Source organism: Chitinophaga niabensis, from assembly GCF_900129465.1.
Classification (GTDB): domain Bacteria; phylum Bacteroidota; class Bacteroidia; order Chitinophagales; family Chitinophagaceae; genus Chitinophaga; species Chitinophaga niabensis.
In genome coordinates this window covers 1389434-1401458 of record NZ_FSRA01000001.1, presented here as the reverse complement: position 1 = coordinate 1401458, position 12025 = coordinate 1389434, and the positions used below count along the sequence as shown (strand labels likewise).

The 12025-nt window shown below is 46.1% G+C and carries 15 protein-coding genes; 8 read left to right on the top strand and 7 right to left on the bottom strand.

The features are described 5' to 3' along the window. The first annotated feature begins 55 nt into the window (after positions 1-55). From BUR42_RS05285 to dusB, 6 genes are all read left to right on the top strand, one after another. Complete coding sequence (locus tag BUR42_RS05285) at positions 56-529, top strand: hypothetical protein (protein WP_074238229.1); 474 nt, start codon at positions 56-58, stop codon at positions 527-529. A 65-nt stretch (positions 530-594) separates the two neighbouring features. After that, positions 595-1398 (top strand): DUF4382 domain-containing protein, encoded by an 804-nt coding sequence (locus tag BUR42_RS05280; RefSeq protein ID WP_074238228.1) that lies wholly within the window; start codon positions 595-597, stop codon positions 1396-1398. A 106-nt stretch (positions 1399-1504) separates the two neighbouring features. After that, positions 1505-2059: a GNAT family N-acetyltransferase gene (locus BUR42_RS05275; RefSeq protein WP_074238227.1), complete on the top strand. Its 555-nt coding sequence runs from the start codon at positions 1505-1507 to the stop codon at positions 2057-2059. 8 nt (positions 2060-2067) lie between these two features. Further along, entirely contained in the window at positions 2068-2799 is a 732-nt protein-coding gene (locus BUR42_RS05270; protein WP_074238226.1) for a metallophosphoesterase family protein, read from the top strand. Positions 2800-2941: 142 nt separating this feature from the next. Continuing rightward, on the top strand, positions 2942-4711 hold the full coding sequence (locus BUR42_RS05265) for a peptidoglycan DD-metalloendopeptidase family protein (protein WP_143197341.1): 1770 nt from the start codon (positions 2942-2944) through the stop codon (positions 4709-4711). Positions 4712-4797: 86 nt separating this feature from the next. Beyond that, positions 4798-5835: a tRNA dihydrouridine synthase DusB gene (dusB, locus tag BUR42_RS05260; protein WP_074238224.1), complete on the top strand. Its 1038-nt coding sequence runs from the start codon at positions 4798-4800 to the stop codon at positions 5833-5835. Between the two features lie 40 nt (positions 5836-5875). Here dusB and BUR42_RS05255 read toward each other — a convergent pair whose 3' ends face one another. From BUR42_RS05255 to BUR42_RS05245, 3 genes are read right to left on the bottom strand one after another with little or no spacing between them, the layout of a single operon-like run. Then, entirely contained in the window at positions 5876-6274 is a 399-nt protein-coding gene (locus tag BUR42_RS05255) for a DinB family protein (protein WP_074238223.1), read from the bottom strand. A 33-nt stretch (positions 6275-6307) separates the two neighbouring features. Beyond that, entirely contained in the window at positions 6308-7165 is an 858-nt protein-coding gene (locus BUR42_RS05250) for a helix-turn-helix transcriptional regulator (protein WP_074238222.1), read from the bottom strand. 3 nt (positions 7166-7168) lie between these two features. Next, positions 7169-7621, bottom strand: a complete 453-nt coding sequence (locus tag BUR42_RS05245) for a hypothetical protein (RefSeq protein ID WP_074238221.1) — start codon at positions 7619-7621, stop codon at positions 7169-7171. A 101-nt stretch (positions 7622-7722) separates the two neighbouring features. On the opposite strand from BUR42_RS05245, the gene BUR42_RS05240 reads away from it, so the two are divergent. Both BUR42_RS05240 and BUR42_RS05235 read left to right on the top strand, forming a co-directional pair. Further along, positions 7723-8214 (top strand): DinB family protein, encoded by a 492-nt coding sequence (locus BUR42_RS05240; RefSeq protein ID WP_074238220.1) that lies wholly within the window; start codon positions 7723-7725, stop codon positions 8212-8214. 210 nt (positions 8215-8424) lie between these two features. Continuing rightward, a complete protein-coding gene (locus tag BUR42_RS05235) occupies positions 8425-9300 on the top strand; it encodes a KilA-N domain-containing protein (protein WP_084185631.1) in 876 nt (291 codons plus the stop codon). Between the two features lie 39 nt (positions 9301-9339). Here BUR42_RS05235 and BUR42_RS05230 read toward each other — a convergent pair whose 3' ends face one another. The 4 genes from BUR42_RS05230 to BUR42_RS05215 all read right to left on the bottom strand — a co-directional run bounded on the left by BUR42_RS05230 (position 9340) and on the right by BUR42_RS05215 (position 12023). Beyond that, on the bottom strand, positions 9340-10080 hold the full coding sequence (locus tag BUR42_RS05230) for an LVIVD repeat-containing protein (protein ID WP_074238218.1): 741 nt from the start codon (positions 10078-10080) through the stop codon (positions 9340-9342). Continuing rightward, on the bottom strand, positions 10080-10640 hold the full coding sequence (locus tag BUR42_RS05225) for an LVIVD repeat-containing protein (protein ID WP_074238217.1): 561 nt from the start codon (positions 10638-10640) through the stop codon (positions 10080-10082). Before BUR42_RS05225 ends, BUR42_RS05230 begins: the two co-directional genes overlap by 1 nt. 53 nt (positions 10641-10693) lie before the next feature. Next, a complete protein-coding gene (locus tag BUR42_RS05220) occupies positions 10694-10993 on the bottom strand; it encodes a DUF3817 domain-containing protein (protein ID WP_074238216.1) in 300 nt (99 codons plus the stop codon). A 208-nt stretch (positions 10994-11201) separates the two neighbouring features. Further along, entirely contained in the window at positions 11202-12023 is an 822-nt protein-coding gene (locus tag BUR42_RS05215) for a phytanoyl-CoA dioxygenase family protein (protein WP_074240457.1), read from the bottom strand. Positions 12024-12025 lie beyond the last annotated feature (2 nt).

Genomic DNA, 12025 nt, shown 5'->3' with positions numbered 1-12025 from the left:
TTTTTCCGGTTGGCACCTTATTTGGATACAGTATAGGGAACATAAACTTTTTTTTATGAAAAAGATAGCTTTGGGGATTTGTTTTATCCTTGCCGGTTTTGCGAATACGGCATCCGCACAGGTTAAAATAAATGTGAACATTGGTAGTCAGCCTGTCTGGGGCCCTGCGGGATACGATTATGCTGAATATTACTATTTACCGGATGTAGATGCCTACTATTATATTCCGGACCGCCAGTTCATCTATTTAAATGGTAACAAATGGGTATTTGCCCGTGCCCTGCCACCTTCTTATCACTATGATCTTTACAGCGGATACAAGGTGATTGTTAATGAGCCGAGGCCTTATTTAAAACCGGATGTTTATCGTGAAAAATACGGCAAATACAAGGGATGGTATGGCAAACAGGCCGTTATAAGAGATAGCCGCGATTCGAGATACTATGTAGTGAAAGGCCATCCGATGAACGGCAAGGGAAATGTTAATAAACACAAGGGGAATAAAGGGAAAGGTCATAAAAAACATTAGAGAGCTGTTAAACTTTCCTGTAAACAATTCGTCTAACCGGCAATCATATCTTTAAAACCGTTAGAATGAAAAAACAATTCCTCAGCGCTGCACTGATCGTACTGTCGCTAATTACTGGTGTTATTGCATGTCAGAAAGATTCATCTGAAAACAATGAAGGAAAGGCCCGTCTGCAGGTAAGGCTTACAGACGCTCCTGCAGCTTATGATGCGGTGAATATCGACATTCAGAAAGTGATGATCAATACATCCGGGGATACTTCCACAACACAAGGCTGGATAGAATTACCGATGCTACATCCCGGCATTTACAATCTGCTGGATTTCAGAAATGGAATAGATACTGTATTGGCAGATATGGAAGTACCTGCAGGCCGCATCAACCAGATCAGGCTAATACTTGGTCCCAATAATTCAGTGGTGATAGCAGGGGTGGAACATGAGCTGAAAACGCCTTCCGCCCAGCAGTCCGGGTTAAAGCTAAAACTAAAGGCAGACCTCACAGCAGGTATCCTTTACCGTTTGTACATCGACTTTGATGCCAACCGTTCTGTAGTAACTGCAGGTAACAGCGGGCAATACATCCTCAAGCCGGTGATCCGCACTTATGCTGAAGCAACAGGTGGCAGCCTGAAAGGTTTTGTGCTGCCCAAAGAAGCATTGGCACAGGTATGGGCAATTCAGAACACTGATACTTTACTGGCGCTTCCTGATGTGCTCACAGGTTATTATTTCTTCGGCGGCCTCAACGCTGGCAGCTGGAAAGTAGTGTTTGATGCACAGGCGCCTGCTTTCAGGGATTCAACAATTAACGTGAATGTAACTTCCGGCGTTGTAACAAATGCAGGTACTACCACGCTGATACCATAGATTATTCAGGGCTGTGAACACTATTGTTCACAGCCTTTTTTTACCCTGCCGGCAATGTTTGCCCCCTCCTGTTTGTTTTTAGCCCGGTTTCCCTTATTTTCAATAAATGTTAACGCTAAACTTTGATCCTTACCCCGTTCTCACCACAGAACGCCTTGTGCTCCGGAAGCTAAGGGAAAGCGATGCAGATGAGGTGTTTTACCTCCGCTCCAACAGGGAACTGATGCAATACATCCCACGCCCCTTGCAAAAGAACAGGGAAGATGCCAAAACATTAATACAAAGCAACCTGGAACTCATCCAGCGGAACGAAGCCATTAACTGGGCCATTACCGTTAAGGAAGAAGACAAACTGATAGGGATGATAGGGCTTTTTAATGTTGAAGCGGAAAACCTCCGTTGTGAAGTAGGTTACCTGCTGCACCATAACTGGCATGGAAAAGGTATTATGGCAGAGGCTTTGGCTGCCGTACTGGATTATGGCTTCCGTGTCCTGAAGCTACACTCCGTTGCTGCATTGATAGATCCGGCCAATATTGCTTCCGCCAGACTGCTGGAAAAGAATAATTTTACAAAAGACGCTTATTTTAAAGAGAACCTGTTTTATGAAGGCAGGTTTATGGATACCATTATCTATTCCCTGCTAACACCATTCCGGTAAATGTATTTATGGCAAGAACGTTTGTGATCGGTGATATTCATGGCGCGTTAAAAGCGCTGGACCAGCTTATACAAAAGATCAAACCAAAGGCAGAAGACAAATTGATCTTTCTCGGAGATTACGTAGATGGCTGGTCTCAATCCGCCCAGGTGATCTCCCGGCTCATGGAACTGGATGCACAGTACAACTGCATCTTTATGAAAGGCAATCACGATGAATGGTGTGAATCCTGGTTAATGGGCAACCCGGCAGACCCGGTGTGGTTATTTCACGGCGGAAGGTCTACCGTGGCAAGCTATGAAGGGATCAGCACCGCAGAGAAAAGCGCACATATCAGGTTCTACAATCGGTTGCGGCCTTTTTATATTGATGATAAGAACCGTTTGTTCATTCATGCAGGTTTTGCTTCCATGCACGGGCCGGAGCATGAACGTTATGAGACCAGTTTCCTCTGGGACAGAACTTTATGGGAAACAGCCCGCAGTATGAACAAACGTTTGTCAAAGAACTCATTGCTCTATCCCCGCCGGCTACAGTTGTTCCATGAGATCTACATCGGCCACACGCCTACTATTAACTATAATAAATTCACCCCCATGAAAGCAGCGAACCTTTGGAACGTAGATACAGGTGCTGCTTTTTACGGAAAGTTATCTGCGCTGGACATCGATTCAAAAAAAGTGATCCAGAGTGATCCACCGCAACAACTCTATCCCGGCGAGAAAGGCAGGAATCCTTAAGTGTTATAACAACTAACCCGTTAACCGATCAAATCAACCAGCTATCGGTTAAATCATACCATATACGAAGTCCCGTTTTTTCCCCGCTCCTATTCTGGGTAGCTTGCCAACCGATTTTAATGTTAACACCAAATTACTGATTATGAAATGCGTATTCCTCGCCATGGCGACCCTTCTTGTTTGTTTACATGCTGATGCACAGCAGATTCCCCAGGAAGAAGAAAATGCTTCCGAAATTCTTTACCAGAAAGTGAAAAGGCCTGCAGTAGCTCCTCCCGAAGGTCCGGATGGAGATGAAAATCCAGCCCGGATGAAAGTAGGCCCGCTTAAATCGTTCACGGCTACACGTAGTATCAAGCCCATCACACAACTGATCTTTATTGAAGCAGATGCACCGGGCATTGCTAAAATGGAACGTGCGGGTGTTTGTGCACAACCGGTAGTAGAAGCTGCGCTGGAACCTGTTTACAGTTCCGTGAAAGCGCACATGCCACTGTACCTGCCTTTCAAGAACAGCACTACCGGCCTCTGGCAGGGCTTTTACTACAGCTGGGACAACGATGGCGATGGCAAGAAAGATGCCCATCGTGCCATTGATTATGGCAAAACATCTGTAGCGGAAAATGAAGATCCCACCTTTGGCGTATACGCCATTGCACCGGGAAAAGTGATTGATGTAAAATGGTCTAACGGTGGTGGTAACTATATTACCATTGAACATACCGCACCAGACGGTTATAAATACCGCAGCACACATCTTCATTTGCGCAATGGCCATGATAACGACAGGGCCAAAGCCAAAGGTACTTCCGGCAAATACAAAACATTTGCCACCAATGGTACCAACAGCAATTTGTGCTGGGGTACCAATACCCAAAAGATCGCGGTAAAAGAAGGTGATAATGTAAGCGCGGGACAATTCCTCGCTTATGCAGGAAACACCGGCTCCGGAGGTATTGGCGTGATCCTGAAAGATGATGGCACACTTAAAGATGCTAACACCCGCTCCTACAACGTACACCTGCATTTTGAAGTACGTGTGTTGGATACCCGCGCAGGGCACAGCGGAGAATGGGTACTGGTAGACCCTTATGGTTCTTACAACCACGGAGGCGTGGATTGTTATGACCTGGATGCCACTACCCCTTATGCACGTTTATTTGCACCCTTCTATCCCAGCTTCCACAATGTTCCGCTGGACCTCGTGAATAAATACTGGGGCTATTATACCGGCATGGGCATGGCACTTCAAACCGTGAGTGTGGATAAGAGCGGCAGCACCCTGTATGCTGCAGGTTCTTTCCAATGGGGTATTCCCGGATCATGGTATGCACGTTTCTATATGACCGGCACTACCTACCAAACTTACTTTAACACTTACGACGCACAAGGTTACCGACCCCGCCAGATCTCTGTTACCAAAGACGGCAGCGGCAATCCCCGTTTCTCTGCCATCTGGGAAAAGAAACCCGCCGGCCAGTCTGCCGCATCTGTACATAACCAGGATGATGCATTGTTCGGAGCTACCTGGAAGAACTATGTAGAAACCAAGAAATGGCATGTACAGGAACATGTGGATTATACCGTAGGTGGTAAACGTTATCATGCGGCTGTTTTTGTGAACAAGCCAAACGACAACGGCTTCTACCTCTATTATGGCATGTCCGGCACAGACTTCGACAAAAAGTTCGATGAACTGTACAAAAACTGGGAACTGAAAAGCATCAATGTAAATGGCAATACTGTGGGTGGTGTATGGCGTCCTAAAAAGAACAATTACGCCGCATACTATGGTATGACCTCCGCTTCTTACCAGACTAAGTTCAACCAGGCCAGCTCAGAAGGCCTGCGCCTGATCAAAGTACAGAACTACGATGATAATGGGCGCTTCAGCGCCATCTGGGGCAAATAAAGCTTTCCTGATATCACCTACTAATAAAAACAGGGCCGTAGCAAAAGCATACGGCCCTGTTTTTTTTCGTACTTTTGTGCCCGCAAATGGTAAAGATCGATCATATCACCCTTCCGGATTTTCCGTTATTGCTGGCGCCTATGGAGGATGTCAGCGATCCTCCTTTCCGTGTGGTCTGCAAGCACAACGGGGCAGACCTCATGTTCACCGAGTTCATTTCCAGCGAGGGGCTGATACGCGATGCCATCAAATGCCGCCGCAAACTGGAGATCTTTGACGAAGAAAGGCCGGTAGGTATACAGCTGTTTGGCGGAGATGAAGAAAGGCTGGCCATGGCAGCGAAGATCGTGGATGTAACCAACCCCGAACTGCTGGACATCAATTTTGGCTGCCCCGTAAAAGGCATCGTAGCCCAGGGTGCAGGTTCCGGTGTACTGAAGGATATTGACCTGATGGTACGGCTCACAGAAAGATGCGTGCGCTCCACTACCCTGCCGGTAACCGTTAAAACAAGGCTGGGGTGGGACGACAATACTAAAAACATTGAAGAAGTGGCAGAAAGGCTGCAGGATGCGGGGATCAAAGCCCTTACCATCCATGGCCGTACCCGCTGCCAGATGTATAAAGGCGAGGCAGACTGGAGCCTTATTGCCAAAGTGAAAAATAACCCGCGGATCCACATCCCCATTTTCGGGAACGGGGATATAGACAGTCCGCAGAAAGCGCTGGAATATAAGGACCGTTACGGCGTGGATGGTATTATGATAGGGCGTGCCGCCATCGGTTACCCCTGGATCTTCCGGGAGATCAGGCATTACCTCAACACCGGGGAAGAAATGGCGCCACCTACCGTAGCAGAACGCGTGGAGGTCTGCAAACAGCATTTATGCAAATCCCTGCAGTGGAAAGGGGATGGAGCCGGCGTGTATGCCATGCGCCGTCACTACCTTAACTACCTGAAAGGTTTACCCAATATCAAAGAATTCCGTACCCGCCTGGTAACGCTTAATACCGTGCCGGAGATAGAAGCAGTACTGGATGAAGTGCTCCGCACCTACGATGGTTTTGAGATGGAGAGAACACCCATCCAGCTGGTGAATTACCATGAGAACTGCCTGGTTTAAATGGCGGCTGAGTACCTTATAACCGCAGGCACATCCTGGTTTAATAAACATACTCCGGAGGCTGGATACCTTTTGTACGCAGGTACACGATCAATTGCCCGCGATGATGCGTAATATGGTCCAGCGTAGCATTAAAGCCGCCTTCTTTGCCATTACTTTCCTCATAAGTTTTCTTTAATGCTTCGTACGCCTTTTCCAGCGTTGCCATGATCTTTTTCTTTCCTTTTACAGGTTTCGGAGGAGTCCATTCCGTTTCCTCACCACGGATGAACATTTCAGACCACCAGTGAATACCGTAAGCAATATGGTTCAGTTGTTCGCCAAAGCTCCATATGCCCTCAACGGGTTTCAGATCGTAAGCCTCTTCAGGCATTAGCTCCGCCACACCTAAAGTATAGGCCCGGGAGCTTTCCAGGTGTTTTAATAGTTGTGCTTTCATGTTCCAAAACTACCACGCAGGTAAAAGAAAGGATTAAGATATCCTGCTCATTTTCTCGTGGCGGTATTTGGCCGGCGGCAGTTCAAATTTCTTGCGGAACGCTGCATTGAAATACTCCATGCTCATAAATCCTGAGGTATAAGCTACATCGGATAAAGGTGCAGGCGTATTTTCAAGTAAAAGGGCGGCATGCTGCAGGCGGATATCCTGCAGGAACTGGTAGGGAGAATAACTGGTAAAGGTTTTGAAGATCCGGGAAAAATGGAAAGGACTTACATAACTATATTCCGCTATTTCTTTCAGCGAAATATCCTCCATGAAATGCTGTGTAAGGTATTCCTTTGCACGTTCTATGGTAGTGAGATGGTTCTTTTTCAGTTTAGCATGAATACGTTCATCCGGTTCATAGTCCGTAATGCTGTTCAGCACTTTCCGGATCATATCAAAGATCAGCTGGTCGATATGCAGTTTACTGCCTGTACGGGTAAGCACCAGCTGGGTGATATAGAAATGCAGGAACTCCGTTTCAGGATTGGTGCGGATCAGCGTGGAATGAAGGTCAGGATCACTAAAGAATTTGGTATGGGCATACTGTTCTTTCAGCTGCCTTAACAGCTCAGGAGATATTTCGAAGATGGTGCATTCGTCCGGAACAGCATGTGTATGGGTAACCGTGCGTTCATATTCCGGTTTGGTGATCAGGATGCAGCCGCTATAGGAATCCAGCGAATTCCGGAAAACGTTGAAAAGGAAATTCCCTTTCCTTACAAAACTGATACAGAACCGGTCGCTCTGTTCCGGTTTGGAAGTGCGGCAATCTGTACACCTGCACCGGAAATCCATGATCCGGTAGTAGTCAGAAGTATAAAGCGTATGGATATCTGCATCCATTGCTTATTCACAAGGGATTTTCTTAAACGGTGATGGTTCAAACTTCAACAGGGTAGCATCTCCGTTGAAAACGGGCAGGCCATCGGACGTAAGGCTGTCTGCCTGTGCCTCATATGCCTGGTCCCCCATGATCTTGAACACTACATTCCGGGTGCTTTTCACTCCTTCACTCTGGAACTCATAAGTAGCCCTGAGGATATTATCCTCCATAGTACCAGTTATCACCCCTGTATTCTTGTCCTTTTCATAAATGTTGTATTCCAGCGTGCCGTTCACCTTGTCTTCATCCACTACCAGGGATAATTTAACAGTATCCCGGCCGTTGATCTTATTATAACAGGAAGCAACGGCACCCTGCGGCGTGGTGTTTTCTGTGGCGGAGGAATCATTTTTACTACCGGTACCGGCCTGGTTGCAGGCAGAGAGCAGGATTACAAAGGCTATAGCAGTTCTCATATACGCATGTTTCGGTTATTTTATAAAAGTACGGAATACTGCTGACATAGGGTTGTCATACCCCCGTGGTTCCTTTGTACCACAAACAAAAACGCAATTATATGTCAATCATTTCAAGCTTCCTTAAAGAAATGGAAAAGGAATCCATTACTACCCGCAAAATGCTGTCTATTGTACCGGAAGATAAATTCGACTGGCAGCCACATCCCAAAAGCATGACCGTTCGCCAGCTGGCCACGCATATTGCGGAAATGCCCACTTTTGCCTCCCTGGCGGTAACCACGGATGAACTGGATTTTAATGTGCAACCCTACCAACCGGTGCAGATCAATAACAAGGAAGAACTGTTGCAGTACTTTGAAACAACCCTGGCAGACAGTAAAGCACACCTGGCCGCCGCGAATGAGCGCATCTTACCAGAAACATGGACCATGCGTGCAGGGGATAATATTTATGCACAACTAAGCAAAGAAGAAGCCATCCGTATGAGCTTCAGCCAGATCGTGCATCACCGTGCGCAGCTGGGTGTTTTCCTTCGTTTGCTGGATGTGCCTATCCCGGGCAGTTACGGGCCTAGTGCAGATGGAATGTAGAGAGAAATAAATTTTAGGTAGCCGGCTGTTCAACACTGTTGAGCAGCCGCTACCTCCATATATTTTTTTTTACCCAAATGATTATGCTAATTTTATGTATCTGCAATTTCAAGGTTAACCTGACACAGTGAAAAGTTAATTGTTATACCCAAGCCTTCAGCTATAGCTATATCTCATGATCTGGTATTTATAACTATTAATTAAAGGATGATGGCTAAAAAAAGAGAAATTAATGTACAAAATATTCCCATTGCTGTTGTTGACCATAATAATAGTGATTACATTTCTATCACAGATATGATCAAAGCTAAGAAGGGAAATTTTTTCGTTGAACACTGGCTAAGGAATAGAAATACAGTAGAATTCCTTGGAATATGGGAAAGTATTAACAATCCAAATTTTAATTACGTCGAATTCGATGTAATTAAAAGCCATGCCGGCCTTAATTCATTCAAGATCAGCGTAAAAGAATGGGCAGCTAAGACCAACGCAATTGGATTAATCGCGAAAGCAGGCCGATATGGGGGTACATATGCTCATAAAGATATTGCCTTTGAGTTTGGCTCATGGATAAGCCCCGCATTCAAGTTATACCTGATTAAAGAATTTCAGAGACTAAAGGAAATTGAAAGCAATACGCATCAACTTGAATGGAACTTCAGAAGGAGCTTAGCAGCAACCAACTACAGGATCCAAACAGATGCTATCAAAGAAAAATTGATCCCATGGGGCGACACGCCACAAAAAAGTGATGTATATATTTATGCTGAAGAAGCGGACCTGGTAAACCTGGCCCTGTTCGGCCTTACTGCAAAACAGTGGAAAGAGCAATATCCGGAAATTGCATCCGGGCATAAAACAATAAGAGATTGCGCAGACACTCATAGCCTCATTGTTCTTTCAAATCTTGAAAACCTTAATGCCGTCTGGATCAGGCAGGGGGTCGGTAAGAAAGAACGGTACGAAATGATGAGGGAAGCTGCTATTGATCAATTGGCCTCCCTTCAAAAGTATTTAGCGGCCCCTTCAACCATTGAAAGTCCGAATAAGAAGAAAATGTCTGAATTGTTGCAGGCAAAAAAATAATATTAAGGCTGCCTTACTGAGGCAGCCTTAATACCATAACTAATTCATCAGCGCAGATAAAGACGCCGGTTCCTGTGGTTTGCTGATATCAAAGAAACGCACACCGCTCTTCACATATGCAATCAGCACACCCTGGTACGGGATCACATCATAATAAATTTCCCCATCTTCCAGGTACTTCAGCAATTTGGGTTGCTCAGGGTTTTTGATATTGAACACCGCCAGTCCTTTTGCACCATCGCAAACATACAGCGCACTATCCTGCACACCCAGGCCATAAGGCCCATTTAGTGGCAATTGCGCTTTAAGGACCGGGTTTTTAGTATCCTTTACATTGTATGCCATTAATGCATTAACGTTTCCTCCGCAGGCATTCCCTCCTCTCAGGGTTACGAAAGCGGTAGTGCCCTGTGTAACTATGGGATCACAGCTTCTGAAGTGATTTACACGGCTCTCCTGTTTGGGTTTGGCAGGATCTGTTATATCAAAGATATACATAGCGGACCCTGAGCCAATGAACAGCTTATTATCATAAGAAAAAATGGTTTCAATATCCCAGTTCAAATTAGTAATGCCTTTACGAACAGGTGCCGCAGGGTTTGCAATATCAAACACCTGCAGCGTACTTTGATTCACTACATAGAGATAATTGCCTGCAATGGCAAACCTTGCAAGGGAGCCTCCTTTGCCGCCTCCCGAACCATAGTCCGAAGTTTTGGCACCTTCTTTACTACAGGAAAACGTGATCAGCAGCAATAACAGGTAGTAATATTTTTTCATCAGAAACGGCATTTAGGGTTATTAACTTTTTTTACTTCCCATCTCACGATCGTTCCCTTTGTATAATCCGGGCATTCAAAATAGCGGACGCCGGGATCACGCTGTAACAATTGAGGATGCTTCAGTTCGGGGAATACATTCGGGATCCGGCTTTTTACATTTATGCCAGGATAAGCACTAAGGTCCAGTATGATCATATCCTCGAAGTTATTGGTGTAAACGTTCCCGTTTTTGAGTGCTACCTCTTTGCAGCCAGGTACATTTAGAAAACCTACTTTTACTGGTTTAGCTTTGTCTGAATAATCAATGATGTGAATGCCGGAATCTTCTTCTACCTGGTACAACCTGCTGCCCATCACGAAGATCTTGCCGGCTTTTCCGGTGGGCCGGGCCGCAAGGTTGGTGATCTTCAATTCTTCTGCGCCGTCTGTGGCATATACGGGCACATAAGTATCCACAATGCCAACAGGAGGGTCCTTGGGCGCACGTAATTCAAAAAGGCGGAAATCGCAACCGCAGAAAGCAATTGCTGCCAGGAGGAGTGTAACAGTTCTTAGCATAAGGATCGTATTTGGGTTGATACATATGCTAAACGGTCCGGATATTCCGAAAGTTACTTGCGGGAGATAAATTTATTGTTAATATAAAAAGTACCGAAGGGGATCACGGAGGCGCCCAGTGCTATCAGCATCTTTTTGATGGACCAGTCCATGGCCAGCTTCACTTCTATGACGAGGATCACATATAGCACAAATAACACGCCATGCGCCATCCCCACCTGCCTGGTTAACCAGGGTTCGTCTGCAAAGTATTTCAGGGGCATGGCTATGAAAAGCAATACCAGGAAGGAAATACCTTCCAGCAGGCCTATTACCCGGAGCCTTTTTACAGATTTCAGCGGCTTATTTTCCATGCCGCAAAGCTAGTATGTAATAGCCGGATGGAAAATGATCCTCGTCAGCCTCCCGGGTATTTCCTTACGCAAAAGGTGTTGCCCCTGTTTGCAGATAACGGGCGCGGCGGTTAACCTTTCCACCGGGCCGGCACGTTTTGTAACACCAGGATATGCAGCTTTTTCTTCCGGGAAAGGTGTTATTGCAAACTTTACACGGGGTCATTTTTTATAAGACCAGTGGGTTCAGTGCAGAAGCAGCCGGCCCGCCAATGGGCAGATCCAACAGCCAGGTAGCATGATCATTCTGCTGCCATTTGTGTTTAGGCGCCGTGATCTTTGCGTCTTCAGCCATATAAATCACCGTCATTACTTCACGCATATTGGGGGAATTATTGCCCGGCGCGCTATGGATGGTATAACCGTAATGCCAGGTGGCATCTCCGGCTTTCATAGTGGATGCCCGGGTGATGGGGAACTGGTGCTCGGCTACATATTTATTGAACGCATCTTCAGATTCATCAGATATTTCATAATCGAAAACCACACCATTTTTGTGTGAGCCGGTAGCAAAGGTGAGCATACCCATCTCTACATCGATATCTACCAGGGGCATCCACATGGTAACGGTGTTATGCGTATCAACAGGCCAGTAGTATTGGTCCTGGTGCCAGGGCGTAGGGCCGCCGCCTGGTTCTTTGAACAGCGCCTGGTCGTGATAGATCCGTACATTGGATACACCCATCAGGTCCGCTGCCATCTTTGCAAAACGCCTGGCCAGTACAAATTTCTTCACCCGTTCATCTACACACCATAAATTCATGATCTGCAAAAATGCTTTGCCGTAAGTATCCCTTTCTTCCATGCTGCGTTTCTCTGTATTATACTGGTTGGCAGCATCCGCAATCACCTCCCGGTATGCAACTGCTTCATCTGTGTTGAGCACATTGCTGATGAGTATATGTCCGTTTTTACGAAAGGCTTCTGCCTGTGAAGGAGAAATTTCCCTGGTATCATTTAATTCCGGCAAAGCGGTAGTGATCGTATGCATAC

Excerpts from the sequence above, each read along its gene's own strand:
- BUR42_RS05285 (WP_074238229.1), top strand. The coding sequence starts at position 56 with ATGAAAAAGATAGCTTTGGGGATTTGTTTTATCCTTGCCGGTTTTGCG.
- BUR42_RS05280 (WP_074238228.1), top strand. The coding sequence starts at position 595 with ATGAAAAAACAATTCCTCAGCGCTGCACTGATCGTACTGTCGCTAATT.
- BUR42_RS05275 (WP_074238227.1), top strand. The coding sequence starts at position 1,505 with ATGTTAACGCTAAACTTTGATCCTTACCCCGTTCTCACCACAGAACGC.
- BUR42_RS05270 (WP_074238226.1), top strand. The coding sequence starts at position 2,068 with ATGGCAAGAACGTTTGTGATCGGTGATATTCATGGCGCGTTAAAAGCG.
- BUR42_RS05265 (WP_143197341.1), top strand. The coding sequence starts at position 2,942 with ATGAAATGCGTATTCCTCGCCATGGCGACCCTTCTTGTTTGTTTACAT.
- dusB (WP_074238224.1), top strand. The coding sequence starts at position 4,798 with ATGGTAAAGATCGATCATATCACCCTTCCGGATTTTCCGTTATTGCTG.
- BUR42_RS05255 (WP_074238223.1), bottom strand. The coding sequence starts at position 6,274 with ATGAAAGCACAACTATTAAAACACCTGGAAAGCTCCCGGGCCTATACT.
- BUR42_RS05250 (WP_074238222.1), bottom strand. The coding sequence starts at position 7,165 with ATGGATGCAGATATCCATACGCTTTATACTTCTGACTACTACCGGATC.
- BUR42_RS05245 (WP_074238221.1), bottom strand. The coding sequence starts at position 7,621 with ATGAGAACTGCTATAGCCTTTGTAATCCTGCTCTCTGCCTGCAACCAG.
- BUR42_RS05240 (WP_074238220.1), top strand. The coding sequence starts at position 7,723 with ATGTCAATCATTTCAAGCTTCCTTAAAGAAATGGAAAAGGAATCCATT.
- BUR42_RS05235 (WP_084185631.1), top strand. The coding sequence starts at position 8,425 with ATGGCTAAAAAAAGAGAAATTAATGTACAAAATATTCCCATTGCTGTT.
- BUR42_RS05230 (WP_074238218.1), bottom strand. The coding sequence starts at position 10,080 with ATGAAAAAATATTACTACCTGTTATTGCTGCTGATCACGTTTTCCTGT.
- BUR42_RS05225 (WP_074238217.1), bottom strand. The coding sequence starts at position 10,640 with ATGCTAAGAACTGTTACACTCCTCCTGGCAGCAATTGCTTTCTGCGGT.
- BUR42_RS05220 (WP_074238216.1), bottom strand. The coding sequence starts at position 10,993 with ATGGAAAATAAGCCGCTGAAATCTGTAAAAAGGCTCCGGGTAATAGGC.
- BUR42_RS05215 (WP_074240457.1), bottom strand. The coding sequence starts at position 12,023 with ATGCATACGATCACTACCGCTTTGCCGGAATTAAATGATACCAGGGAA.